The 25,176-nt window shown below is 71.2% G+C and carries 23 protein-coding genes; 12 read left to right on the top strand and 11 right to left on the bottom strand.

Translation table 11 applies throughout. From position 1 onward, the window contains the following. Positions 1 to 52 precede the first annotated feature (52 nt). A complete protein-coding gene (locus ACZ69Q_RS07425; protein ID WP_471037837.1) occupies positions 53 to 1,003 on the top strand; it encodes an NADP-dependent oxidoreductase in 951 nt (316 codons plus the stop codon). A gap of 145 nt (positions 1,004 to 1,148) precedes the next feature. Here ACZ69Q_RS07425 and ACZ69Q_RS07420 read toward each other — a convergent pair whose 3' ends face one another. After that, positions 1,149 to 2,255 (bottom strand): NAD(P)-dependent alcohol dehydrogenase, encoded by a 1,107-nt coding sequence (locus ACZ69Q_RS07420; protein ID WP_471037830.1) that lies wholly within the window; start codon positions 2,253 to 2,255, stop codon positions 1,149 to 1,151. Between the two features lie 25 nt (positions 2,256 to 2,280). Continuing rightward, the gene (locus ACZ69Q_RS07415; RefSeq protein WP_471037826.1) at positions 2,281 to 3,732 is read right to left on the bottom strand and encodes an aldehyde dehydrogenase family protein; all 1,452 of its coding nucleotides are present in this window, start codon (positions 3,730 to 3,732) and stop codon (positions 2,281 to 2,283) included. Between the two features lie 103 nt (positions 3,733 to 3,835). On the opposite strand from ACZ69Q_RS07415, the gene ACZ69Q_RS07410 reads away from it, so the two are divergent. Together ACZ69Q_RS07410 and ACZ69Q_RS07405 are read left to right on the top strand one after the other, a co-directional pair. Beyond that, positions 3,836 to 4,273 carry a MarR family winged helix-turn-helix transcriptional regulator gene (locus tag ACZ69Q_RS07410; RefSeq protein ID WP_471037822.1) on the top strand — a complete coding sequence of 146 codons (438 nt, stop codon included), beginning with the start codon at positions 3,836 to 3,838 and terminating at the stop codon, positions 4,271 to 4,273. Positions 4,274 to 4,430: 157 nt separating this feature from the next. Further along, complete coding sequence (locus tag ACZ69Q_RS07405; protein ID WP_471037817.1) at positions 4,431 to 4,808, top strand: anti-sigma factor antagonist; 378 nt, start codon at positions 4,431 to 4,433, stop codon at positions 4,806 to 4,808. Between the two features lie 40 nt (positions 4,809 to 4,848). Here ACZ69Q_RS07405 and ACZ69Q_RS07400 read toward each other — a convergent pair whose 3' ends face one another. Further along, entirely contained in the window at positions 4,849 to 5,802 is a 954-nt protein-coding gene (locus ACZ69Q_RS07400) for a ribose-phosphate diphosphokinase (protein ID WP_471037811.1), read from the bottom strand. Between the two features lie 212 nt (positions 5,803 to 6,014). Between ACZ69Q_RS07400 and ACZ69Q_RS07395 the strand changes: the two genes are divergently transcribed. Beyond that, positions 6,015 to 6,677: a DUF4230 domain-containing protein gene (locus tag ACZ69Q_RS07395; RefSeq protein ID WP_471037805.1), complete on the top strand. Its 663-nt coding sequence runs from the start codon at positions 6,015 to 6,017 to the stop codon at positions 6,675 to 6,677. Positions 6,678 to 7,295: 618 nt separating this feature from the next. Continuing rightward, the gene (locus tag ACZ69Q_RS07390; RefSeq protein ID WP_471040127.1) at positions 7,296 to 7,760 is read left to right on the top strand and encodes a VanZ family protein; all 465 of its coding nucleotides are present in this window, start codon (positions 7,296 to 7,298) and stop codon (positions 7,758 to 7,760) included. On the opposite strand, the gene ACZ69Q_RS07385 is transcribed toward ACZ69Q_RS07390, so the two are convergent. Beyond that, positions 7,757 to 8,533 carry a sulfite exporter TauE/SafE family protein gene (locus ACZ69Q_RS07385; RefSeq protein ID WP_471037798.1) on the bottom strand — a complete coding sequence of 259 codons (777 nt, stop codon included), beginning with the start codon at positions 8,531 to 8,533 and terminating at the stop codon, positions 7,757 to 7,759. The two genes, ACZ69Q_RS07390 and ACZ69Q_RS07385, sit on opposite strands and share 4 nt — an antisense overlap. A gap of 343 nt (positions 8,534 to 8,876) precedes the next feature. Between ACZ69Q_RS07385 and ACZ69Q_RS07380 the strand changes: the two genes are divergently transcribed. Next, a complete protein-coding gene (locus ACZ69Q_RS07380) occupies positions 8,877 to 10,106 on the top strand; it encodes a ricin-type beta-trefoil lectin domain protein (protein WP_471037794.1) in 1,230 nt (409 codons plus the stop codon). 9 nt (positions 10,107 to 10,115) lie between these two features. Here ACZ69Q_RS07380 and ACZ69Q_RS07375 read toward each other — a convergent pair whose 3' ends face one another. Next, positions 10,116 to 10,352 carry a hypothetical protein gene (locus ACZ69Q_RS07375; RefSeq protein WP_471037788.1) on the bottom strand — a complete coding sequence of 79 codons (237 nt, stop codon included), beginning with the start codon at positions 10,350 to 10,352 and terminating at the stop codon, positions 10,116 to 10,118. Positions 10,353 to 10,486: 134 nt separating this feature from the next. Between ACZ69Q_RS07375 and ACZ69Q_RS07370 the strand changes: the two genes are divergently transcribed. From ACZ69Q_RS07370 to ACZ69Q_RS07360, 3 genes are all read left to right on the top strand, one after another. Then, entirely contained in the window at positions 10,487 to 11,494 is a 1,008-nt protein-coding gene (locus tag ACZ69Q_RS07370) for a PHP domain-containing protein (RefSeq protein ID WP_471037784.1), read from the top strand. Between the two features lie 332 nt (positions 11,495 to 11,826). Beyond that, the gene (locus ACZ69Q_RS07365; RefSeq protein WP_471037780.1) at positions 11,827 to 12,789 is read left to right on the top strand and encodes an SDR family NAD(P)-dependent oxidoreductase; all 963 of its coding nucleotides are present in this window, start codon (positions 11,827 to 11,829) and stop codon (positions 12,787 to 12,789) included. Positions 12,790 to 12,871: 82 nt separating this feature from the next. Further along, on the top strand, positions 12,872 to 13,900 hold the full coding sequence (locus ACZ69Q_RS07360; RefSeq protein WP_471037775.1) for an SDR family oxidoreductase: 1,029 nt from the start codon (positions 12,872 to 12,874) through the stop codon (positions 13,898 to 13,900). 1 nt (position 13,901) lies between these two features. On the opposite strand, the gene ACZ69Q_RS07355 is transcribed toward ACZ69Q_RS07360, so the two are convergent. The 3 genes from ACZ69Q_RS07355 to ACZ69Q_RS07345 all read right to left on the bottom strand — a co-directional run bounded on the left by ACZ69Q_RS07355 (position 13,902) and on the right by ACZ69Q_RS07345 (position 18,714). Then, the gene (locus ACZ69Q_RS07355) at positions 13,902 to 14,141 is read right to left on the bottom strand and encodes a hypothetical protein (protein ID WP_471037771.1); all 240 of its coding nucleotides are present in this window, start codon (positions 14,139 to 14,141) and stop codon (positions 13,902 to 13,904) included. A 64-nt stretch (positions 14,142 to 14,205) separates the two neighbouring features. Then, complete coding sequence (locus tag ACZ69Q_RS07350; RefSeq protein WP_471037767.1) at positions 14,206 to 15,495, bottom strand: ROK family protein; 1,290 nt, start codon at positions 15,493 to 15,495, stop codon at positions 14,206 to 14,208. 60 nt (positions 15,496 to 15,555) lie between these two features. After that, positions 15,556 to 18,714, bottom strand: coding sequence for a cytochrome P450 (locus ACZ69Q_RS07345; protein ID WP_471037762.1), 3,159 nt, complete (start codon positions 18,712 to 18,714; stop codon positions 15,556 to 15,558). A 179-nt stretch (positions 18,715 to 18,893) separates the two neighbouring features. Here ACZ69Q_RS07345 and ACZ69Q_RS07340 point away from each other — a divergent pair, with 179 nt between their 5' ends. Together ACZ69Q_RS07340 and ACZ69Q_RS07335 are read left to right on the top strand one after the other, a co-directional pair. Then, the gene (locus tag ACZ69Q_RS07340; RefSeq protein WP_471037756.1) at positions 18,894 to 19,094 is read left to right on the top strand and encodes a hypothetical protein; all 201 of its coding nucleotides are present in this window, start codon (positions 18,894 to 18,896) and stop codon (positions 19,092 to 19,094) included. Positions 19,095 to 19,261: 167 nt separating this feature from the next. Next, positions 19,262 to 19,831 (top strand): DUF4352 domain-containing protein, encoded by a 570-nt coding sequence (locus tag ACZ69Q_RS07335; RefSeq protein WP_471037751.1) that lies wholly within the window; start codon positions 19,262 to 19,264, stop codon positions 19,829 to 19,831. Positions 19,832 to 19,894: 63 nt separating this feature from the next. Here ACZ69Q_RS07335 and cyaB read toward each other — a convergent pair whose 3' ends face one another. Together cyaB and ACZ69Q_RS07325 are read right to left on the bottom strand one after the other, a co-directional pair. After that, positions 19,895 to 20,449, bottom strand: coding sequence for a class IV adenylate cyclase (gene cyaB / locus ACZ69Q_RS07330; protein ID WP_471037747.1), 555 nt, complete (start codon positions 20,447 to 20,449; stop codon positions 19,895 to 19,897). Between the two features lie 100 nt (positions 20,450 to 20,549). Continuing rightward, entirely contained in the window at positions 20,550 to 21,314 is a 765-nt protein-coding gene (locus ACZ69Q_RS07325) for a helix-turn-helix domain-containing protein (RefSeq protein WP_471037743.1), read from the bottom strand. A gap of 906 nt (positions 21,315 to 22,220) precedes the next feature. Between ACZ69Q_RS07325 and ACZ69Q_RS07320 the strand changes: the two genes are divergently transcribed. Further along, positions 22,221 to 22,646, top strand: a complete 426-nt coding sequence (locus ACZ69Q_RS07320) for a class I SAM-dependent methyltransferase (RefSeq protein ID WP_471037739.1) — start codon at positions 22,221 to 22,223, stop codon at positions 22,644 to 22,646. Between the two features lie 372 nt (positions 22,647 to 23,018). Here ACZ69Q_RS07320 and ACZ69Q_RS07315 read toward each other — a convergent pair whose 3' ends face one another. Then, a complete protein-coding gene (locus ACZ69Q_RS07315; RefSeq protein ID WP_471037736.1) occupies positions 23,019 to 25,001 on the bottom strand; it encodes a hypothetical protein in 1,983 nt (660 codons plus the stop codon). Positions 25,002 to 25,176: the final 175 nt, after the last annotated feature.

Here is a 25,176-nt window from a genome sequence, read left to right as displayed (position 1 = left end):
TTGGCAATCGTGCCATTTCCCAGTGCGGCGGACCCCGGCAGGCTGTTCCACCATGAGCACTGTGAACACGATGCGAGCCATCAGCCAGGACGTCCTCGGCGGTCCCGAGGTCCTGAAGGAAGTGGAGATCGAGCGCCCGGCGCCGCGCCCGAACGAGGTACTGGTCCGGGTCCGCGCCGCCGGCGTCAACCCGACCGACTGGAAGCACCGCGAGAGCGGCGGCTTCCTGGGTGAACCGCCGTTCGTCCTGGGCTGGGACGTCTCCGGCGTGGTCGAGGCCGTCGGCATCGGCGTCGCCGCCTTCCGCCCCGGCGACGAGGTCTTCGGCATGCTGCCGTACCCGTTCGGCCACGGCTCGCACGCCGAGTACGTCATCGCCCCCGTACGGGCCCTCACGCACAAGCCGTCCTCGATCGGCCACACGGAGGCGGGGGCGCTGCCGCTGGTGTCCCTCACCGCCTGGCAGGCGCTGACCGAGCACGCCGACGTACGGCCGGGGCAGCGGGTGCTGATCCACGCGGCGGCCGGCGGGGTCGGCCACGTGGCCGTGCAGATCGCCAAGGCGCGCGGCGCGTATGTGATCGGCACGGCGAGCGCGGGCAAGCACGAGTTCCTGCGCGGCCTGGGCGCGGACGAGCTGATCGACTACCGGGAGACGGAGTTCACCGAGGCCGTCAAGGACGTGGACGTCGTCCTGGACACCCTGGGCGGTGAGACCTCGGTGCGCTCGCTGCGCGTGCTGCGTCCGGGCGGCGTCGTCGTCTCGATCCTGCCGGTCGGGTCGGACGAGTTCGGCCAGGAGGCCGAGCGGCTCGGGGTGCGGGCCGTGCGGATGCTCGTGGACGCCGACCGTGCCGGCATGCGGGCGATCGCGGAGCTGGTCGAGCAGGGGAAGCTGCGCCCTGAGATCGCCGGGACCTTCCCGCTGGCCGATGCCGCCGAGGCACACGCTCTGGGCGACACCGGCCGGACGACGGGGAAGCTGGTCCTTACGGTCGACTGAGCCGAAACGGTCGACCGGGCCAGTACGGTCGACTGAGCCCGAACGGTAGACCGGTTCAGAACGGTCGACCGGTTCAGAACGGTCGACCGGTTCAGAACGGTCGACCGGTTCAGAGCGGTCGACCGCGTCAGAACGGTCGACCGCGTCAGAACGTGAGCACGGGCTTGATCGCCTTGCCCGCGCCCATGTCCCGCACCGCCTGGTCGATGTCCGAGAACGGATAGGTGCTGATCAGGCGGTGCAGCGGGAGCCGCCCTTCCTTCACCAGCCGGACCAAGGCCGGGATGAAGGTCTGCGTCTCGGCGTCGCCGAGGGTGAGGCCGACGACCCGCTTGCCACCGAGGAGCCCGTTGACGTCCAGGGCGACTTCGGTGCCGAACGGCGGGGCGCCGACGACGACCAGGGTGCCGCGGGCGGCGAGTGCGTCGACGCCCTGGCGCAGTACACCGACGTTGCCGGTGGTCTCCACGACGCCGTCGGCGCCCCGGCCGCCGGTGATGTCGGCGAGCGCCTCGCCGAGGTCGGCCTCGGCCGCGTTGACGGTGTGGGTGGCGCCCAACTCCTTTGCCAGCGACAGACGTTCGCCGACCCGGTCGACGGCGACGATGTTGGTGGCGGGGCTCAGGGCGGCGGCCATGACCGCGGACAGGCCGACCGCTCCGGCGCCGAGGACGACGACCGTGCTGCCGGTGACCGGCTTCAGTACGTTCCAGACCGCGCCGACCCCAGTCTGCACTCCGCAGCCCAGCGGGGCGATCGAGGCGAGCGGCACCTCCGGATCGACCTTGACCAGGCTGCGCTCGTCCACCAACGCCCGCTCGGCGAAGGAGGACTGGCCGAAGAAGTGGCCGCCGAGTTCCTCGCCGGACCGGCTGATGGTGCCGGTGCCGTCGGCCCGGCGGCCGCCGATGAGGTTCAGCGGCAGCCAGGTCGCGCAGTACGCCGGGTGGCCGCCCCGGCAGTCGCGGCAATCGCCGCAGGAGGTGAACGACAGCACGACGTGGTCGCCCGGCGCGACGCCGGTCACGGCGGGGCCGACGGCCTCCACGACACCCGCGCCTTCGTGGCCGAGGACGCCGGGCAGCGGGAAGGGCAGCGCTCCGCTCGCCACGCCCAGGTCGGTGTGGCACAGGCCGGTCGCGACCATACGGACGATCGCCTCGTGCGGTCCGGGCTCGTCGAGCTCCACGTCGGAAAGGGTGAACGGGGCTCCGCCCGACTCGACGACGGCGGCGCGGGTGGGGATGGACATCGCGTGAATCTCCTTGGCGGTGCGCTCAGTCGAGCGAGACGACGACGGACTTGGTGGTGGTGTAGGCGTCCAGCGCCTCGGGCCCGTACTCGCGGCCGAAGCCCGAGTCCTTGACTCCACCGAAGGGGACCGCCGGGTCGAGCATCGCCCAGTCGTTGACCCAGACGATCCCGGCGTCCAGCCGGTCGGCGACCCGGTGGGCGCGGGCCAGATTCCCAGTCTGCACGCCCGAGGCCAGGCCGTACGGCGTCGAGTTGGCGAGCTCGACCGCCTCGTCCTCGGAGTCGAAGGGCTGGACGGTGAGGACCGGGCCGAAGATCTCCTCCTGGATCACCCGGGAGTCGTTCGGCAGGTCGGCGATGACGGTGGGCTTGTAGTAGTAGCCGCCGTCGAGATCGAGCCGTTCACCGCCGCAGACGATGGTGCCGCCCTCCTTGCGGGCCAGTTCTACGTACTCCTCGACCTTGCGCAGATGCCGCTCGCCCGCCATCGGGCCGACCACGGTCCCGGCCGCGCGCGGGTCGCCGACCGGGACGCCGGGCACCGCGTCGGCGAGGATGCCGAGCAGGGTGCTGTAGACCTGGCGCGCCACCAGCAGCCGGGGTCCGCCCATGCAGAACTGCCCGGTGTTGAAGACGAAGCCCTTGATGATCGCGCCGACGGCCTTCTCCAGGTCGGCGTCCTCGAAGACGACGTGGGCCGCGTTGCCGCCGAGCTCCATGGTGACCGGCTTGAGGGCCTCGCCGGCGACGGCGGCGACCTTCCGGCCGACGGCGGTCGATCCCGTGAAGGCGATCTTGTCCACGCCGGAGTGCCGCAGCAGCGCCTCACCGGCCGCGGGCCCGCCGGTGACGACGTTGACCACGCCGTCGGGGACGCCGGCCCGCTTGAAGACGTCGGCCATGTACAGGGCGCTCAGCGGCGTCTCCTCGGCCGGCTTGTGGACCACCGTGTTGCCGGCCGCGAGCGCCGGGGCGATCTTCGATCCGGCGAGGATCAGCGGGAAGTTGTACGGAGTGATCGCCGCGACCACTCCGATCGGCCGGCGCCGGACGTAGGCGAGGGCGTTCATGGGGGTGTCGCGCACCGCGCCGTCCAGGGCATGGGCGAGAGCGGCGAAGTGCTCGTAGTCGTTGGCCGCGTTGGTGATGTCGACGGCGTGCGCGAGCGTGATCGGCTTGCCGACGTCAAGGCTCTCCAGTTCGGCGATCCGGTCGGCGTTCTCCCGGATCAGCTCGGCGACCCGGTGCAGCACCCGGCCGCGTTCCCGGCCGCTCAGCCCGGACCAGGCGCCGTCGTCGAAGGCGTCCCGAGCGGCGAGCACGGCCGCGTCCACGTCGGCGGCGCCGGCGTCCGCGACGGTGGTGAGGACCGTGCCGCGGGACGGGTCGACCACCTCGGTGCGCGCTCCGTCGGCGGCGTCGTGCCACCTGCCCCCGATGAACAGCCGACCGGGTTCGATCTCCAAGGTGGTCATCGCCACTCCTCAGCCTCATCGCCAAGTTTTCAACCAACAGGATTCCTGTTTGTCCGCAGTCTCTTTACGGACAGGTTTCCTGTCAATGCTCTAAGCTGAACTCATGCTCGACGCCCAGGCAGCCAAGGCACCGCCGTCGCTCCTCTACATGGTTAAACAGGTGGAGCTCGTGGTGCGCTCGCACCTGGACGAGCTGGTCAAGCCGTCCGGGATCACCGCGCTTCAGTACACGGCACTCACCGTGCTCCAGCGGCACGACGGACTGTCGGCCGCCCAGCTCGCCAGGGACTCCTTCGTCACGGCGCAGTCGATCGCCGATCTCGTACGGAGCCTGGAGACCCGCGGGCTGGTGCGCCGGGAGCGCAATCCGCAGAGCCGGCGCGAGCTGCTGATCCTGCTGACCGACACCGCCCGTGAGCTGCTGGCGCGGCACGAAGGGCCGGTGCGGGAACTGGAGGAGCGGATGGTGCGGGACCTCACGGCTCATCAGACCGAGCAGTTCCGCCAGGCACTCTCCAGAGCCTGGCACGCGCTGTCGTAATCACGCCTCGCACATCACGCGAAGCATCTGTCGCAATTCGAAGACATATGTCAATCGAACATGCTCAGATTCGCTCAATCGAGGGTAACTTGCAGTGCGGGGACTGGATTTGAGGTGCCCCACGCATGTGAACGGGTTGGTTGGAGGCGATGTCGTCGTGCAGCAGGATCCTGCTCCGTTCAGCCGGCATCTGCGCGTCCACCGGCACCGCGACCATACGGTGCTGGAGTTCCTCGGCGAGATCGACATCGCGGCCGCAGTGGAGATCGCCCCCTATCTGGACCGGGTGACGGCGCATCCCGAGGCGCGGATCGTGATCGACCTGCGGAGCATCGAGTTCTTCGACTGTTCCGGCCTGCGCCTGCTGTACCGAGCCCTCAGCCGGACCCACGACCACGGCGGGCAGCTTCACCTGGTCTGCACCCACCCGCTGACCCTGCGCGTGCTCAGGATCACCGGCCTGAACCGCCTGCTTCCGCCGCATCCGACACCGGACGCGGCGCTCGGCCAGCCCGAGGCCTCCGGCACGTTATGAGGGCCGGGCGATGCCGAGCCCGGCTCCGCCGCCTGCCCGCCTACTCGGTTCCCGGCGCGTCGAACAGGGCGCTGACGGACTCCCCGTTGTGAATGCGGCGCACGGCCTCGGCCAACGCCGGGGCGATGGACAGGACCTTCAGCTTCCCGGTGCGCTCCGCCGCCGCGATCGGCACGGTGTTGGTGCACACGATCTCCTGTACGTCCGGCTGCTCGCCGATCCGCTTCAGCGCGCCGCCCGCGAACAGACCGTGCGTACAGGCGACGCGGATCGAGCGCGGGCCCAACTCCCGCAGCCGGTCGAGGAGTTCCAGGACGGTGCTGCCCTTGGCGATCTCGTCGTCCAGGATGATGACGTCGCGTCCGGTCACCTCTCCGATGACGGAGCTGATGCTGACCCGGTCGTCCGCGAACCGCTGCTTGGCGCCGGCGGCGACCTGGGCGCCGATCAGCCGCGCGAACGCGGCGGCCTCCTTGGCGTTGCCGAGGTCCGGGGAGACGACGGTCGTGCGGGACAGGTCGTACCGCCGGAAGTGCGCGGCGAGCTCGCGCAGCGCGTGCAGGTGGTCGACCGGCACCGTGAAGAAGCCGTGCACCTGGGGTGAGTGCAGGGTCATGGCGAGAACACGGCTCGCGCCGGCCGCCACCATCAGGTCGGCGACGAGGCGGCCGCCGAGGGAGATACGGGGCGCGTCCTTCTTGTCGGAGCGGGCGTAGGAGTAGTGCGGCATGACGACCGTGATCCGGCTCGCGGACGCCCCACGTGCCGCGTCGCACATCAGCAGCAGCTCTACGAGGTGCTCCTGGACCGGCCTGACCAGCGGCTGGATCAGGAAGACGTCCCGCTCCCGGCAGTTCGCCTGGAGCTGCACCTCCAGGCAGTCGTTGGCGAACCGGCTGACCTGGGTCGGGCTGAGCGGTACCCCCAGATGGCCGCAGACCTCCGCCGCCAGTTCTGGGTGGGCACTACCGCTGAACACGGCGATCTCTCGCACGATCCGCTCCTCGCATGATCATTCCGGATGGCGGACTCATGCTACTTACCTCAGCAGAAACGTTGCTGCCCACGCATGCGCGCGTCGTCTCGCCCTCCGCTGCTCCGCCAGTGCGCCGCCCCTGCTCCCGTCAGGGGCGGCAATCGGCCAACCGACAGGTCCGGCAAGGGATTTGGGGGTACTCCGAAACGTAGGGAAGGAGGAACGTCGACATGACGACTTCCATCAAGCGCATCAACAAGCGCATGCCCGGCTGGGTGAAGGCGGTGAGCGCCCTGGTACTCGTGCTCGTCGTCTTCTTCGCCGGGATCCGGCTGAGCGTGCTCCCCGGCCTCAAGGACCTGTTCGGCACCGAGACCAACGACCGCTCCGGTCCGGCACTGCTCCAGTCCATCCAGGACATGAGCCGTTACGACGCCGCCTCCGGCAATTTCCAGATCGTCGTGGATCTGGAGAAGGACGCCAAGTTCCTGCCCGACGCGATCCGCGGCTCCCGCACGCTGTATGTCGGCGCGGGCACCGTGGACGCCTACGTCGACCTCGGAAAGGTCGGCGAGGACGACGTCTCGGTCAACGACGACCGTACGTCCGCCACACTCCGTCTGCCGCACGCCGCCCTCGGCGAACCGTCCCTCGACCCCGACCGCTCCTACGCCGTCTCCAAGCAGCGCGGGCTGCTCGACCGCCTCGGCGACCTCTTCTCGGACAACCCGAACAGCGAACAGGCCGTCCAGAAACTGGCGGTGCGGCACATCGGCGACGCGGCCAAGGAAAGCGGGCTGACCGCGCGTGCCGAGACCAACACGAGCGACATGCTCGAAGGGCTGCTGCACTCCCTGGGCTTCAAGGAGGTGAAGGTGACGTACGCGGCCTGACCCCTATCCCGGGAGGCCGGTCAGGGCCGGCGCGCCGAGCACGGTGGCGCCCACCAGGACCCACAGCACACGTGCCGGGCTCCGGCGTGGTGCCGGCACCACGCCGGAGCCCGGCCTCGTTGACGGCGTGCGAGACCACCTGTCTCCGGGGGGGGCGGGCCGAGGCAGAGGAACCCGTGCCGAATGAAGGGAAACCGGACAGGGACACGAGCGGCCGGGCACCCGGCGGGCATCGCATCGCCAGTCCGGGGTAACCCGCTTACTACTAACGGAAGTTGAAGACTGGAGGATCGCATGGCCCGTGGAACCCCACATTCGCGTGCCGCGTTGCACCCCGGCACTCTCCTGTCCGCAGTCATCGGCAAGTCGTCCTCGGTGGGCGGCAAGTCCGCAGGTGGCCGTAAGTCCACGGGAGGCCGTAGGTCCGCCGGCGGCACGAAGTCGAAGGGCGGTGGTGCCAAGTCGAAGGGCTCGGCCGATCCGAAGGGCTCGGCGAAGTCCAAGAGCCCCGTCAGGTCGAAAGCCTCCGCCAAGCCGTCGAAGGGCGCCGCCAAGCCGTCGAAAACCTCGGCCAAGTCCGCTCGCCCGGACAAGTCCCGGCCCGCCCGGCGTTCCGGGATGGGTCCGCTGCGCTTCGTGGCGCGTGCGCTGGCGATGCTGTGCGCCTTCACGTTCATGGTCGCCTTCGCCGTCGTACTGGCGAAGCTGACCCTTCAGCCCTCGCCCGCGTCGGAGGCCCTGACACACACCAACCTGCGGCCGGGAAGCACGCTGCGGGCCTATCTGGACCAGCCCGAACTGCGTGACGCGGTGCGGCAGATCGGCGGCAATGTGCTGCTGGGCGTTCCGTTCGGCGTCCTGGTTCCCGTTGTGGCCCCGAGGACGCGCGGCGTCCTGCGCGTGCTGCTGCTGACGGCGACGGTGATGCTCCTCGTCGAGTTCGCGCAGGGGGCGCTGGTGACGGGGCGGGCCTTCGACGTCGACGACGTCATTCTCAACACGACCGGTGCGCTGGTCGGCTACCTGCTGCTGGGACGGCGGCTGAGCCGCGTGGTGCACACGCGCGAGCCCCGCTCCTCCTAGCGCACCACAAGCTGGACGATCGCGACCGTGCCGACCACGACGATGAACGCGCGCAGAACGGCGGGACGCAGCCGGCGGCCCAGGGTGGCTCCGAAGTGGCCGCCGGCCGCGGAGCCGACCGCTAGCAGCGCCACGGCCGTCCAGTCGAAGTCGGCGACGACGAGGAAGAACAGCGCGGCGACGGAATTGACCACGGCGACGAGCACGTTCTTGACCGCGGTGAGGCGTTGCAGGCCGTCGTCGAGGAGCATGCCCATCAGGGCGACGTAGATGATGCCCTGGGCGGCCGCGAAGTAGCCGCCGTAGACGCTGGCCAGGGTCAGCCCGACGAGCAGCAGGGGGCCGCCGTCGGGGCGCGCGGGCCGCCCCGAACGGACTCGGCGGTTGCGCACTGCCCTGCTGATCAGCGGCTGGAGGACGACCAGTACGAGGGCGAGCCCGACCAGGACCGGCACGATCCGTTCGAACGCCGAGGCGGGCAGGGACAGCAGCAGCGTCGCGCCGGTGAGCCCGCCGAACAGGGCGCCGGCGCCCCACTTCAGGATGCGCCGGCGCTGGCCGCGCAGTTCGCGCCGGTACCCGATGGCTCCGCTGATCGAGCCGGGGATCAGGCCGAGCGCGTTGGAGACCGTGGCGGTGACGGGCGGCAGGCCGGTCGCGAGCAGCACCGGGAACGTGATCAGCGTGCCCGACCCGACGACGGCGTTGACGGCACCGGCGGCTGTGCCGGCGCCCAGGACGGCGAGCAGCTCGCCGATATGTGCGGCGTCCATGGCGAGAAGCCTAGGAATCCAACAGTTCGGCGGTGGACGAAGGGTGGCTGCGGACATCACGTCTGATCTGGCCAGATGTCGGAGGGCCGGGTGCTTTCGACGGCTACTGGAGCCAATGGCCGTGTCCGCGCGTGCTGGTCACGGTGGCCTGTGGTGGGGTCGCACGCCGCATGTTCCGGACAGAACGGCTTGACGCGGACAGTTGCCAGCCCTCCCCCATCACTGGTCCGTACCAAGGTATTGACGCCCCCTTTCCTCACTCCTTAAATCAAGTGGCGACACCTTCACCCCCCACCACGGCCGGCGCACCCGTCCATCGGGGCGCCGCAAGGAAGGGAGCACGATGGCCTCCCCACGCCTGCTCCGCAGGGTTCTGTTCGGCGCTCTGTCCGCCGCCCTGGTCGCGTCCGCCGCGATCGGGCCCGCCCAGGCGGAACCGCCCGAGGTCTCGGCCGCCGCGGTGACGTTCTCCGACAACTTCGACGGGGCCGCGGGTGCCGCGGTCGACTCGTCGAAGTGGCAGATCGAGACCGGCGACAACGTCAACAACCATGAGCGGCAGTACTACACGTCCGGCAACAAGAACGCGGCGCTGGACGGCCAGGGCCACCTGGTGATCACGGCCCGCCGCGAGAACCCCGCCAACTACCAGTGCTGGTACGGCACTTGCCAGTACACCTCGGCCCGGCTCAACACCTCCGGCAAGTTCACCGCCCAGTACGGGCACATCGAGGCCCGGATGAAGGTGCCGCGGGGACAGGGCATGTGGCCCGCGTTCTGGATGCTCGGCACACCGGTGAACTGGCCGGACTCGGGCGAGATCGACATCATGGAGAACGTCGGCTTCGAGCCGTCGACCGTGCACGGCACCATCCACGGCCCCGGCTACTCCGGGTCGGGCGGCATAGGCGCCGGCTACTCGCTGCCGGGCGGCCAGGCCTTCGCCGACGCCTTCCACACCTTCGCGGTGGACTGGGCGCCGGACTCCATCACCTGGTCCGTGGACGGCAACGTCTACCAGCGGCGCACGCCCGCCGACCTGGGCGGCAGGCAGTGGGTCTTCAACAAGCCGTTCTTCCTGATCCTGAACCTCGCGGTCGGCGGCTACTGGCCGGGCGACCCGGACGGCTCCACGGTGTTCCCGCAGCAGCTCGTGGTGGACCACGTCTCGGTGACGACCGGGGACAGCGCGGGCGGCGGCGCGATCAGGGGGCTGGCCGGCAAGTGCGTGGACGTGGCCGGGGCGAGCTCCGCCAACGGCACGCCCGTACAGCTCTACGACTGCAACGGCAGCGGCGCCCAGCAGTGGACCGTCGGCTCGGACGGCACGCTCCGCGCGCTCGGCAAGTGCCTGGACGCCACCGGCAACGGCACGGCGGACGGTACGACCGTCCAGTTGTGGGACTGCACCGGCGGACCGAATCAGAGATGGACCGTCACGGCGGCGCGCGACATCGTCAATCCGCAGGCCGACAAGTGCCTCGACGTGACCGGGAACAACTCGGCCAACGGCACCCGGCTGCAGATCTGGACCTGCACCGGCGCCGGCAACCAGAAGTGGACGGTCGGTTGACCGGTCCGGCTAGTGGCGATGCCAGGTGAACTTGTCGCCGCCGACCCAGCGGATCACGTCCGGGTCGTCCAGGTCGTGGACGCTGATGCCGTAGAGGGCGGCGGTCTCCAGAACGTCGGTGACGGCCCTCGCCGAACCGACGACCATACCGTCGATCTCCATGATGCGGAACGGAGGCGTGCCCGGCTGAACCCCGAGCACCATGATCCGCGGTTGTGTGATGTGCGGACTCGCGCTTTCGGTCATGAATAGAGCGTAGAGCGCAACACGCGTCGACGAACCCTCCAGGCCACCCCCGCAAGGGGTCGCGAAGATCGCCGAACCGCCCGCCCGCCGTGCGGGGGCGACGCGGCGGGGGAACCCTGGAGGTGGAGGTGGCGATGGATCCCGTGCGGGCGCTGGACCGGATCGCCTTTCTGCTGGAGCGGTCCCTGGCGCCGACCTATCGCGTACGTGCCTTCCGTACGGCCGCCCGGGTCCTGGCGGAGCTGCCCGAGGACGAGGTGCGGGCGCGGGCCGAGGCCGGGACGCTGGAGTCGCTTCGTGGCGTCGGGCCGAAGACGGCGCAGGTGGTGCGGGAGGCACTGGCCGGAAAGGTGCCCGGCTACCTCTCGGATCTGGAGGACCGGCCGGAGGCCGAGCCGCCCGACGGCGGGCCGCTGTGGGAGCTGCTGCGCGGGGACTGCCATCTGCACTCCGACTGGTCCGACGGCGGCAGCCCGATCGAGGAGATGGGCCGCACGGCGGCCGAACTCGGCCACGAGTGGGCGGTGCTGACCGACCACTCGCCCCGGCTGACCGTCGCCCGCGGGCTGTCGGCCGACAGGCTGCGGGAGCAGCTTGACGTGGTGGCGGAGCTGAACGCGACCTGGGCGCCGTTCCGGCTGCTCACCGGCATCGAGTGCGACATCCTGGAGGACGGCTCCCTCGACCAGGAACCCGAGCTGCTTGAGCGGCTCGATGTCGTGGTGGTGTCCGTGCACTCCAAACTGCGTATGGAGGCCCGCGCGATGACCCGCCGGATGGTCACCGCCGTACGCGATCGGCACGCGGACATCCTCGGCCACTGCACCGGACGGCTGATCACGGGGCGGGGCCGGCCGGAGTCGGAGTTCGACGCGGACGAGGTGTTCGCCGCTTGCGCGCAGTCCGCTACGGCGGTGGAGATCAACAGCCGGCCCGAGCGGCTGGACCCGCCCCGGCGGCTGCTGCGCCGGGCCGTGGACGCGGGCGTGCTGTTCTCCGTCGACACCGACGCGCACGCCCCCGGGCAGCTCGACTGGCAGCGCTACGGCTGTGCCCGCGCGCAGGAGTGCGGGGTGCCCGCCGAGCGGGTCCTGACCACCTGGACCGCGGACGAGCTGCTGGCTTGGACGCGCGAGAAGTGAGGGCGAGAGAAGTGGCGTTGCGAGGCGCGCTCCCGCGCGTGACGCAGATCACCGCGTCTCGCGGCGGGCGCAGGAACACCCGCCGGTAGTTTTCCGTTGAACCAGCCGTGGGTGCGGATGGGACAGTGTCCCCGGGCCTCACCATTCGCCCACAGGGAAGATCGTTCGGCTGAAGCCCTGTGGAGCCTTTCGCCGAGAGGCGACCGCCATCCGTGCCCACCTCTGACCGCCCCGACCGGAACCCCCCGTCCGGCCGGGGCTTTCTCTTGCCCGAAGGCGTGTCCACGGCTCGGCTTGACTTCGAGAGCACTCCAATTCGTAGCGTTTTGGACATGAGCACTGCACAGCACAAGATCGGCTCCGGCTTCGGGGCGAACAGCACCGCCGACGAGGTTCTCGACGGCATCGACCTGACCGGGAAGCTCGCGGTCGTCACCGGCGGCTACTCGGGACTCGGTCTGGAGACCACCCGGGCCCTCACCAAGGCGGGCGCGCGGGTCGTCGTCCCCGCCCGCCGCCGGGCCGCCGCCGAGGAGGCGCTGGCCGGCCTCGACGGTGTCGAGGTGGACGAACTGGACCTGGGCGACCTGGAGAGCGTGCGCGGCTTCGCCGAGCGGTTCCTCGCCTCCGGCCGCACGATCGACTTCATGATCGACAACGCCGGGATCATGGCCTGCCCGGAGACCCGCGTCGGGCCCGGCTGGGAGGCGCAGTTCGCGACCAACCACCTCGGTCACTTCGCGCTGGTCAACCGCCTGTGGCCGGCGATCGAGCCGGGCGGCGCCCGCGTGGTGTCCGTGTCCTCGCGCGGTCACCACTTCTCCGGCATCCGCTGGGACGACGTGCAGTGGCGGCAGGGCTACGACAAGTGGCAGGCCTACGGCCAGGCCAAGACCGCGAACGTCCTGTTCGCCGTCCACCTCGACCGCCTCGCGGCCGGCCGCGGCGTGCGGGCCTTCGCGCTGCACCCCGGCGGCATCATCACCCCGCTCCAGCGCCACCTCCCGAAGGAGGAGATGGTGCAGCGCGGCTGGATCGACGAGCAGGGCAACGTACTGAACCCCGAGGGCTTCAAGAGCCCCGCGCAGGGCGCGGCCACGCAGGTGTGGGCCGCGACGTCCCCGCAGCTCGACGGCATGGGCGGGGTCTATCTGGAGGACTGCGACATCGCCGAGCCCGCCGTCGACGGCGAGGAGCGCAGTGGCGTCAAGGACTGGGCGACCGACCCGGAGCAGGCGGCGCGGCTGTGGGCACTGTCGGCGGAGCTGACGGGCGTGGACGCGTTCGCCGCGTAGCCCGCCCGGGGACGTACGGCGTGCCAACGCCCCGAATCGGGGTACTCGTAGGCTCCCGTCCCCTCCCCGGGAGGAGCCGCAGGTGAGCAGCGCAGCGGCCCGAAGGATCGTGGTCACCGGCGCCACCGGCAATGTCGGTACCAGCGTGGTGCGACTCCTCTCGGAGGATCCGGAGGTCGGTTCCGTCCTGGGACTGGCCCGCCGGATCCCGGACTGGTCACCGCCGAAGACCGACTGGACGGCGGTCGATCTGGCCGCCGACCGGGCCGACCTGGCGGAGCTGTTCGCGGGCGCTTCGGCCGTCATCCACCTGGCCTGGGCGTTCCAGCCGACGCACGATCCGGCGACGACCTGGCGGACCAACGTGCTCGGCGGCCTCCATGTGTTCGAGGCGGCGGTCAGGGCCAGGGTGCCGAAGCTGGTCCACGCGTCGTCGGTCGGCGCCTACTCACCGGGCCCGAAGGACCACGCCGTGGACGAGTCCTGGCCGACGCACGGCTGGCCGGACGCCGCGTACTGCCGGGAGAAGGCCTACCTGGAGCGGGTGCTGGACACCTTCGACCGCGCCCATCCCCGGGTACGGGTGGTGCGGATGCGGCCGGCGTTCCTGTTCAAGCGGGAGTCGGCGAGCGAGCAGCGCCGCATCTTCGGCGGCCGCTTCCTGCCGGGTCCACTGGCCCGTCCGGACCTGCTGCCGTTCCTGCCGGACATCCCGGGACTGCGGGTGCAGGCTCTGCACACCGACGACGCGGCGAGGGCGTACCTGCTGGCGGCGAAGTCCGACGTCCGGGGCGCGTTCAATCTCGCGGCCGACCCACCGGTCGACGCGGCCCTGCTGGGCGAGCTGCTCGGGGCTCGCCCATTGCGGCTCCCACGCACGGCGGCACGGTCGGCGGTCGCCGCGGCGTGGGGGCTGCATCTGCTGCCCGCCTCACCGCATCTGTTCGACGCGGTCCTCAGGCTGCCCTTGATGGACTGCACGCGCGCGCGTATGGAGCTGGGCTGGCATCCCCAGCGCACCGCGCCCGAGGTGCTGGAGGAGTTCCTTCAGGGCCTCCAGCGGGGCGAGGGCGCGGCCACCGAGCCGATGCGGGGGCGCAAGGTGGGCTGACTCAGCCCGTCGACTCCTCGGGGGCTGGATGCTCCGAGTGGACCGCGCCGCCCTGCCGAGCCCCCTGACGGCCCGTGCCCGCCTCGTCCGTGTCGGGCACGTCGTCCGCCTCGGTGGCGTCGTCGGCGGGCTCGACGGGCACCTCCCACGGATCCTCGACCGTGTCGGCCTGCTGGTCCGGCAGATCCCTCGGCACGGGCGCGCTCGTGCGGCCGGCTGTTCCTCCACGACCGTCGGCCATGGTGGCACCTCCCTCGTATCGCCCCCGAGGGACCGCGAGTACCGTCCCCGCCGACGGCGAAACGTCAGTGCGGCACCCGCTCCGCCACCGCCGTGGGCAGGGACGGCGACGGCGCCTCGGGAGCGGGCTCGGCGCGGCGGCCGCCGTGGGCGAAGAAGTCGGCGAGCGGCAGGATCGCGGCGCCTACGGTGACCGCGTCCGGGCCGAGCCTGCCGAGGTCGATGGTGACCTTGTGGGCGGGATGCCGCAGGGCGTAGGAGGCCGCGTGCCGGCGTACGGCGGGCAGGAAGCGGGCGCCGAGCTGGAGACCGGCCCAGCCGCCGATCAGGATGCGCTCGGGCTGGAAGAGGTTGATCAGGTCGGACAGGCCGGCGCCCACGTACTCGGCGGTCTCCTCCAGCACGGCGACGGCCACCGGGTCGGCCTCGCGGCCCTCGGCCGGATACGCGCCGGCCAGCATCGCCGTCAGCGCGGTCTCCTCGTCGGCGCCCTCCGGCACGCTCCCGCCCTGCTCGCGCCAGCGGTCGAGCAGCGACTCGGCGCCCGCGTAGGCCTCCAGGCAGCCGAGGGCACCGCAGCGGCAGCGGCGCCCCCTGACCCGTACCGTCAGATGCCCCCACTCGACGGCCCGCCCGTGCTCCACCTCGGGGGTGACCAGGCAGGCGCCGACGCCGGAGCCGAAGAGGACGACGACGGCGTTTCCGGCGCCGCGCCCGCCGCCGAACCACATCTCGGCCTGGCCGAGGGTCCGCGCGCCGTTGTCGATGAAGTAGGGCACGTCGTCGGGGAGCTGGGTGCCGTCGCGCAGGAGCTTCTCCAGCGGTACGGCGTCCCAGCCGATGGTCTGGCCGTGCACCACGGCGCCGAGGTCGCCGGTGTCCTCGACGATGCCGGGGACGCCGATACCGACGCCGAGGAGCCGTCCGGGGCCGATGCCGGCCTCCGCGAGCACCTCGGCGATGCCGTCGCGGATGTGTCCGACGATGCCCTCGACCTCGTACCGCTCGCGCGTCAACGGCCGTTCCGCGCGGGCGAGTTCGGTGAGGGTCAGGTCGAACAGGCCGATCCGCACCCGGGTCTCGCCGACGTCGACGCCGATCATGTGACCGCTGCCCGGGGCGACGCGCAGCAGGATGCGGGGCCGGCCGCCGTCGGAGTCGACGCTGCCGGCCTCCTCGACCAGGCCGTCGGCGATCAGCTCGGCGACGACGTTGCTGACGGAGCCGGAGCTGAGTCCGGTGGCCGGACCGAGTTCGAAGCGGCTGAGGGGGCCGTCGAAGTAGAGGCGCTGCAATACCGCGGTACGGTTGCCCCGCCTGAGGTCCCGTACCGTGCGCCCATTACGCCCCGCCATGCGGCTCCCTCCGGATCAGCCCTGGTCCCCCGCCGTGTTCGGACCGACTCCCATTGTGACCTACGCCGCGTAGACGTCCTCCACGTAGCGGCCGTCCGCGATCAGCGCGTCCAGCCACCGCTCGGCCGCCGCGTCGTCGGCGCCCGGCGTGCGGTCCCGGTACAGCGTACGGAAGGCGTCCCGCACGCCCGGCGCCATCCGGGAGCCGTCGCCGCAGACGTACACGCGGGCGCCGGCGCCGAGCAGCTCCCAGACGTCGTCGGCCTCGGCCGCGATGCGGTGCTGGACGAAGGTTCCGGCGTCGCTGAAGGCGGGGCGCAGCGAGACGGCTCCGGCCGCCTGCGCGGCGTGCAGCTCCTCGGCGTGCAGGAAGTCGGCGTCGGGGGCGTCGCAGCCGAAGTAGCACAGGGCGGGGGCGAGTTCGGTGCCGGCCGCGAGGGCCGCGGTGCGGTCGGCGACGGCGCCGCGGAACGGGGCGAGGCCGGTGCCCGCGGCGACCATCACGACCGGTGCGCCGACGTCGACGCGGAAGACCTCCCGGCACGGCTGGATCCGGGCGTACACCGTGTCGCCGGGGCGGACGTCGGTGAGGTGGCCGGATCCCGTGCCTCGGTGGACCCCCTTGCCGGAGCGGGACGGGGCCTCCAGCAGGGAGATCATCAGGTCCACGTGGCCCGGGTCGACGGCGGGCGAGGAGGAGACCGAGTAGTGGCGCGGGCGCAGCGGGGTGAGGAGGTCGAGGAGCGTGGGCCAGTCCAGGGCGCCGCGCAGGGCGGGGAAGTCCTCGACGACCTCGACCAGGGTGCGCGGGTCGTCGCGCAGCTCGGTGAGCGCGATGCGCTCCGGCGGACAGGGATTGGCGGCGGCCAGCGCGGAGAGCTGGGTGGCGCCGGGGCGCTCCTGCAACTCGACGTGGTGGGTGAGGAGTTGGCGTACGGTCAGGGGCCGGTCGATGGCGAGGCCGTCCCGGCGGGGGCGGGCGGCGCGGATGTCCAGGACGGTGTCGAGGTCGAGGCCGAGGGCGGAGGCGAACCGCTCGACCAGGGCGGAGTTGTTGGCGGGCAGCACGGTGAGGTGGTCGGCGGTGCGGTAGGTGACGCCGTCCGGGAGGGCGAGGCGGACGAAGCGCTTGCGGCGCGGGTGGTCGGGCGCGGTGAGGTCGTGGGCCCCGGTGACCGTCATGGGGAGGAGTCCGTGGCGTTCGGCGACGGCGTCCAGCGGGCCGCCGGTCAGGGTGCGCACCTCGTACGCGGCCTTGGGCTCGTCGGCGGTGGCGGCCGCGTCGGGGTCGCCGTACCGCTCCAGCAGGGCGGTGCGCAGGCGGGCGGTGAAGCCGCGGACGGCACCGGTCAGGTCGCCCGAGGCATCGGCGGCGGCGCGGTCGAGGAGGCGGGTGGCGCCGAGCTCGGCGAGACGGTCGTCGATGCGGGTGGGGACCTGCTGATAGGTGGCGGCCCAGTTGCGGTCGCCGACGCCGAGGACGGCGTAGCTCACGTCTTTGAGGCCGTGCGTGTCCTCCAGCCAGGCGGCGAAGGCGGTGGCGTCGTCGGTGGGGCGGCCGTTGTAGGAGGCGGCGGTGATCACGACGGGCCGGTCGGTGGGCAGGCCGCCGGCGTAGGCGTCCAGGGGCGCGATCTCGGTCTCGCAGCCGACGGCGGCGGCCTCGTCGGCGAGGGACGCGGCGAACTCCCGGCAGGTGCCGTAGTTGCTGCCGTGCAGGAAGAGGGCACGGGTGCCGGGGCGGACGCGGGCGGGCAGCGACGTGGTCTCGGTGTCCCCGGGTACCTCCGCCGGCACGCTTCCGGGCAGCGTGGCGTGGCTGCGCTCGGCGGGGGTGCGCGGGGTCAGGGTGAGGGTGAAGCCCTCGGGCTTGAGGGTGAGGGTCTCCTTGACGGTGAGGCGGTAGTCGGCGTGGTCGTGCAGCCGGTAGCGGTGGACGAGCATCGCCAGCAGCATGGTCGCCTCGTGCAGCGCGAACTGCCGCCCGATGCAGGCGCGTTCACCCGTACCGAAGGGCTTGAAGGCGTGCACCGGCCGGGCTTCCTCGGCCTCGGCCGTGAAGCGTGAGGGGTCGAACAGCTCGGGGTTGTCGCCCCAGACGGGCTGCCGGTGGAGCATCGGCGTGAGCACGAGGGCGGCCTGTCCGGCGCGCAGCGGGATGCGTCCGCCGAGCAGGGTGTCCTCGCGGGCCTGCCGGGAGAACACGGCGGCCGTCGGCCACAGCCTCAGCGCCTCGTTGAGGACCTGGCGGGTGTACGTCAGCCTGCCGATCTCGTCGTACGCCGGCTCCGGGTCGGCCCGGTCGCCCCACAGGTCGTCGACCTCCCGCCGTACCAGTTCCAGTGCCGTCGGGTGCTTGGCCAGGTAGTACAGCGCGAAGGACATCGCGCCGGAGGTGGTCTCGTGGCCGGCGATCAGGAAGGTGATGACCTGGTTGCGGATGTTGGCGGCGTCGAGGGTGGTGCCGTCGGCGGGGTGCGCGGCGGTGAGCATCAGGCCGAGGAGGTCCTCGGCGGCGCTCTGGTCGGTGCCGGTGCGGGCGGCGATGACGTCGTCGACGACCTGGGCGAGGTAGGCGGCGTCGTCCCGGAAGGCCGCGTCGGCCGCCGAGTAGTCCCGGCCGGGGACCCGGGCGAGCCGGGTCATGCTCCACTCCAGGCAGCGGACCATCGACTCGACGAAGGGGTGCGGCTCGGGCCGCTCGAAGGAGCCGAAGTCGTAGTCGAACCCGGCGAGCCCGATGGTGTCCAGGGTCATGCGGGTCATGTCGTCGGGGACGTTCACCGGCCGTCCGGCGCGGGCGTCGCGGTCCCAGGATTCGATGAGCCGGCGGGCCACCTTCAGCATCACGGGGTGGTAGGTGCGCATCGACCCGAGCGCGAAGGCGGGCATGAGGATGTCGTGCGCCTTGGCCCAGTTGGGCTCGTCGTTGTACGCGGTGAACAGGCCGTCCGCGGCGAACTCGCGGACGTTCTCCAGACCGGGCCCGACGTGCTTGGCGAACCGCCGCTCGTCGGCGAGCTCGGCCACCAGGTCCAGGTCGCCCACGAACAGGGCGTCCCGCCCGTACAGCCGCCGCACGAACACGGGCCCGCGCTCGCGCATCAGCTCCATGGCCTGCTGCACGGGGGTGCCGCCGGGTCCGGTGGCGGAGATGTCGGCGACGGGGACGCCGGGGAGAAGGTCTGCGGTCTGCGGGTCGAGCGCGGTGGGGGGCATGGCGACCAACTGCCTTTCGCGGTACGGGAAGACTGCGATCCAGGTTGGTCGACGGGTCCCGCTCGCCGGAGCGCCGGAACTACATGATTATGTAGTCGAGAGCGTCCAACAGGGCTTGCGGGAGCCCGTGGGGCCACGCAACGTCCAGGTCAGAGTTCGACGCCGTCCGGGCCGCCGACGTGCGCATCGGCGCCGATCCGCTCGGCGGTGCCTCCGTCGCCGGCGGCACCCGTGAGACCCGAGTGACGCTCAAGGGGCGTGCCCGTAAGACCGTCCTGGTCAAGGTGTACGCGGCGGCTGCGTTCCTCGTCATCGCGACCGCCCTGGACCCGGAGGGTGACGGCACCAGCCCGTTCTCCGGGCTGCTTCTGGCCCTGTAGATCATCACGGCTGCGACGCACACGGCGCTCCTCGACAACGAGAAGATCAACATCGGCAAGTAGGGCAGAACGTCACCCACACGGGGCACAGCACGGACACATACCTCCGCACCATGCTCATCGGCGCCCATGATGCCCTCTACAACACGCAAGACCCTGGGGGAACCATGCGCACCCGCACCGCCATTGCCGCCTGCCTGCTACTCGCCGGCCTCACCACCAGTTGCGCCTCCGACGATGAGGGACAGCCGACCGTCGCGAAGGCCTCCGCGACCGAGTCGGCGAGCCCCACCCCGAGCCCCAGCCCGTCGCCCACCCCGGAGACCTACCGGCTCGGCGACACCGTCGACATCAGCGCGGACGGCAAGAAGTTCTCGGGCAGCGCGCTCACCTACAAGGACACGAACGTGCCCACTCCGGAGGGGATCCTCAATGAAGGGCAGAAGTTCGCGACCGTCGAGGTGAAGGTCTGCAACCGCGGGAGCGAGCCTATTGAAGTGAGTCCGTTCGCATGGTCGCTGGCTTACTCGGACGGGGCACGGATGGAGCCGATGCACGTAAGTGGGGGCGGTCTGCCGCAGCCGGTGTACCCGCTGGAGGCGAAGGTGCGGGACGGCGATTGTGTGCGAGGGCACGTCCTCTTCGAGGTGCCGGAGGAGTTCAGCCGAGCGGAGCGGGTGCTGTACTCGCCAGGGGATCTGGATGAGCCGGTGGAGTGGGCGGTCCCGAAGGCGTAGCGCGAGGCCCTCAGCGCGGCTGCGGCGGGCTGCCTGGGGGCTTTGCCAGTCCCCCGCGCTACCTCAGCGTCGCTGCGCAGCCACAGCGCCCGTGTACGTCTCCCGCGTCAGGTCCGCCGCGTCGATGCCGAGCTCGGCGAGGACCGCGCGGATGTCGTCGAGTGCTGCGGGCACGTCGTCCTCGTCGACGAGGGTCTCGGCCTCCAGGAACGTGCCGTCGATCTCCGGCACCCGCACCAGCGTGGCGAGCATGCTCCGGCCGTGCGCGGTGAAGTCGTAGTTCCGGCACCGCTTCTCGAACGCGATCAGCACCACATGCCCGAGGCCGCGGAGGATGGCGTGAGTCTGCTCGGCGTCCTCGACCCGGGTCTCCTGCTCGGGCTTCGAACCTGACTCCTCGTCGACCGCCGCGCCCTTGTACGTCAGGACCGTGCTGGTGCCGCCGGCGCCGTGGACCGTGCGCACCCGCAGCTCCTCGCCGGCCTTCTCCAGCGAGCCGTCCGGCCGGTCGTAGTACGTGTCCTGGTACACCTCGACCCTCGCCGCGGCGCGCGCCTCCAACTGGCGCATGACCTGCTCGGGTGCGTGAACGCGGGCCTTCAACTCCGCCTCGATCACCTGCGGTTCCCTCCTCGTCAGATCGTGCGCTGCGCGCCGTCGATGACTGCCTCGAACATCCGCCTGAAGCCGCGGTACAGCGGGCCGTGCGGCGTCTCCATCACCTTGTACATCGCGCTCTCGTGCCCTTCCCACCCAGCGTCGAACGCGCCGACGAACATGGTCCCGTCGGTGCGGATGAGCCGCCACGTCGGCAGCATCTGATACCGCCACACACTGACGTCGCCCGCCCGGGCGAGCTCCCGCAGCCGCGCCTCAGCGAGCTGTACCCCGGACGCGAGGGACTCGGCGGATTCCCCGATCTCGGCCGCACGCCGCGCCAGGGCGTCGCTGTCGGGGTCGAGGAGAGCGACCCGGACACGGAGACCCTTGCCGCCCTCTTCGCGGGCAGGCAGGCACGTAACAGCGAATCGTTGAGGCCGATCAGTCCGAGGCCGCGCACGGCGAGGACGTCCAACTCCGTGGCCTCACGCGCCTGCTGCTGGATCTCCTCGGCTGCGGAGTGCTGCGCGGCGTAGACGCGCACGACTTCGGGGAACGCCGCCAGGTCGAACGCGGGTCCGCCCGTTCGGCGCTCACGTCCGGCGGCGAGACCGAGGAGGTGGCGGGCGTCGTCGGGCATGTGGAGGCCGTCGGCGATCCGCTCGTACACGTCGAGCCGGGTGACGCGGCGGCCGCTGATGATCTCGGAGAATCGGGCCTGCGTCATGCCGGTCGCCGTGGCGATACGGGCCTGGCTGGCGCCTGCGTACTGCTGGGCGTGCCGGAACACGGCGCCCACGTCGCGGGCTCTCAGCGCCTGACGGACCTCGGCGCGCTCCCATGCCCAGTCGGGCAGTTGGATCGGCTCCAGCGCGGGCCCCATAGCGCGGGCCCCCCGTATCGCGCGCAGGATGGGATTCCATCTCACCGTGAGATTGCCGGTAGGGGATCGCCTCGACACCATCTGTCACAAGACGCTGGCCGGGACAATTGACCCCGGCGGCCGCGCGAACGGCCCCGGGCTTGGCCGACTGGCTGGAGTCGACATGCCGGAGAATGCGCAGACCGCCCCCCTCGCCAACACCCCCACGGGATACGGCCGGTGCGCCTGGCATCAGGGCAACGCGCGGCGTACGCCTCATCGGCGTCATCGAGCAGGGCTCAGGACCCGGCACCGCCGGCAGTCACTTCGCGTGCGCCTCTTGCCGCCACGCCTACGACCTCCTCCCGCTCGCCGACCGCCCGTGACCTGGCGGCCCACGCCGCCACCCGTCGACGGACTCACCCGAGCGCAGTTCGACGGCTGGCGGTGCTGCTGGTGCCACACCGATCTGACCAACGGCGCCCGGTCCGCCGGTCGCGCCGCAGGTTCGAGCGGCGCCTACGACCTGAGCATCGAGGTCTACGAGTGCGGCTCCGGCTGCCCGGAACGGCCTCAGCCCCGAACGGCTGGTAGACGCCCGCTCCCGGCAGCGGCGCCAGCGGGATGACCGCGGCCGCTCCCCCGACGGGGGCGACCGCCACACGAACACCCGCTCGCCTTCCAGCACCCCAGTCCTCGCGACACGAAGGCGAGCGGGCCCCGCCTCACACCCAGAGGCGGACGTCCACTACAGGAGGATCACGTGACCATCGCATTAGAGCCCACAGTCGGCACCATCGACCCGATCCCCCTGCTCGACGACAGATTGACTCGCGGCAGCGGCCCGAACGCCGGCAGACGAACTCCCGCGGTGAGACGACCTGGTTCAACTGGACCCAGTACGAAGACCACGGCCCGGGCGCCGAGTTGCTCGGCCTGACCGCCGGCGGGCGCGTTCTGGATCTGGGCTGCGGCAAGGGCGGCAATGCGGTCCACATGGCCTCGCTCGGCATGCAGGCCGTCGGCGTGGACATGTCGCACGTGCAGCTACGTGCGGCCGGCCACCGGTGGGGCGAGGTGCCGGGGCTGGAACTGCATCACACGGAGGCGATTGCCTACCTGCAAGGTCCCAGGGAGCCGTTCGACGCGGCCTGTTCGGTGTACGGGGCCGTGTGGTTCACCGACCCGGGCCTGCTGCTGCCCGTCGTGCGCGAGCGGCTGCGCCCGGGCGGCCGGCTGGTGTTCTCGCAGCGGCCGCCGGTGGAGGGCTGCTACGGCTGCCAGGCGTCGTACATCCCGCGCGGCGCCGACGAGGACCCGATGGTGGTGAAGCGCTGGGACTACGAGCCCTAGCAGTGGGTGGAGATCCTGCACGAGCACGGCTTCACCGCGCCCACGGCCTGCGTCCTGCCCGCCCCGCCCGGTCCCCGCACGATCGGCACGCTCCTGGTCCGCGCCCACGTCTGAATCACCTACCGGCCCGGTCGGCCTGTGCCCCCGTCGCAGACCGACCGGGGCTCCTTCGCGTCCTGATCGCGCAAGAGAGGCTCTCAGGCCGCCGGGTGGACCATCGGCGGCCAGCCGTCGACCGGGACGTACAGGTGGTCACGCTGCCGAGACGGGCACAGCCCTGACGACACGCCATCCCAGGAACCACGCCTGCATGTCCCTCTACTGAGGTCGGCACTTCAGGGTGACACGAAAATCGGCATGCGCCGGTGCTGCCTAAGGCAGGCCGCCGACGGGGACGGTCAGTGCGGTCGCTTCGGCTTCGGTTTCGCGGGTCAGGGGGATCTCGGGGGTGCGGAACCTGTCGAGGAGGGCGAGGGCGATCGCCGGGAGTGTCAGGTAGACCAGGAGGACGACGAGTGCCTGCGTGGTGCCGTGGCCGTCGAAGTAGATCGTGTTGCGGAGCAGGATGTAGGCGTTCCGGGGCGGCAGGAACGGGCCGATGTCACGCCAGAACGCCGGGAGGTACGGGACGCCGTTCGCCCCTCCGGAGGAGGGGTTGCCGAACAGCATGACCACGATGACGGTCACGAGTGTCCCGGCGGCTCCGAGGAGCTTTTGCAGGACGGCGGCGACGAGGGCGACGACTGCGACGATCAGCGAGAGGATCGGCCAGACGATCCAGAACTTCTCCAGGGGGTAGCCCTGGAGCCAGGGGCCTACGACGAGGTTGACCGAGAGGCCGGCCAGGACGGAGAAGCCGAGGAGGGCGGTGAGGCGTCGGCGTCCGGTCGCACTGCCGGTGACGGTTCTGAGCATGGTCGAGGACATGTAGCCGCCGACCAGCAGCGGGACGAGCATCAGCGACTCGACGAGGCCGAAGGGGTCCTTCTTCGCCAGCGGGTGCGGCGCGTACTGCTGGACGCTGAGCGGCTGCCCGAGCTTCTTCGCGGCGACCTCGAAGTTCGCCGCCAGGTCGAGGGGAGCGACGTCGCTGAGGGTGGGGACGACGAGCAGGGTGTTCGATGTCTGGCCGGGGATGAGTACTCCGTAGATCTCGGCCCGGTCGATCGCGTCCTTTGCCGCCTGCTCGTTCGGGTACTGGGTGACCTTGAGGGAGAGGTTCTGCTGGGTCGCGGCCAGGAGCGGGGACTGGCCGGTGGCACCGAACGGCATGTCGGTCGCGACGGGTTCGTGCGCCGAGCTGATGTAGTTGACGGTGAACAGGCACTGCACGACAGCGGCGATCGCCAGCGCGACGAGGACCCGGACGGCCGTCTTCGGACCCGTGGCCGGGGCATCGGCCGCGTCGGCGGGTGTGGGTGCGCCGACCCTTTTGACGGGCCGCCAGCGTCCCAGGTAGCCGATGACGATGCCACCGGCCAGCGCGTACAGACCCAGGACGATCAACGGTGTGGTGATGTTGTTCCCGTTGAAGTAGATGACGTTGCGCACCAGGGTGATGGCGTGCTGGGGCGGGAAGGCGGCGCCGAGGTGCTGCCAGTAGTCGGGCAGGAGGGTGATGCCGACGCCGCCGGCAGCGGAGCCGCCCACGATGATGAACAGTGTGGCGACCACGAGGGTGCCTGGTGGTCCGAGGAGGCGCTGGAAGGCGGCGGCCGCGAGGGTGACCGAGGCGGCGATCAGGATGAAGCACGGCAGCAGCGGCCAGAAGTGGCTGTTGGAATAGGCGCCGATCCCCGGCCCGGCGATCAGGTCGGTCAGCAGGGCGCCCGCCGCCGAGTAGCCGACGAGCATCGCCACGTGCCAGGGGGCCGCCGCGGTTCTGGTCGCCTTGAGGAGCAGGACAGCCGCCAGGTAGCCGCCGATGAGCAGCGGGATCAGCAACAGCCCGGAGACGCCGCCGAGGCGGTCGTACTTCGGCAGCGGCTTGACGGTCTTCACCGTCAGGGGCCTGTCGAGTTTTTTGGCCGCGTCCTCGAACGCGGCTTCCAGCTCCACACGGCCGAAGAAGCTCTTGGCGGGGACGACGATCAGGGTGTCGCTCGCCTGGCCGGGCAGGTAGGCGCCGTAGAGCTTGCTCTGGCCGATCGCCTCCATCACCGCGGACTCGTCACCATAGCGGCGGGTATCCAGTGACACCTTTGCGCCCACCGCGTTCACGACCGGGGACGCGCCGGTCACCCCGAACGGGGTGTTGCGCAGCACGAGCAGTTGCAGCGCGCTGACCAGGCAGAGTGCGAACAGGCTCTGCAGGACCAGGACGATGCCCAGCGCGATCAGGGCCTTCTTCAGCATGCGAACACCCGCTGGCCCGCGTCGGCCCCTCGGCACGCACCGTACGCAGGATGGCCGTGCCGGTCTCGTGAGCTCGGCGGAGGCTGCCGATCACGAGGCCCCGTTCCGACCGGGCCGCTACCCATCGCTCCCATGTGTGCACGTTATGTTCGCGCTCCCGGTCGGGCACCTTGGG

Source organism: Streptomyces sp. NPDC036764 (assembly GCF_055609385.1).
The sequence above is the reverse complement of the archived record's forward strand: the minus strand, read 5'-3'. Positions and strand labels throughout refer to the sequence as shown.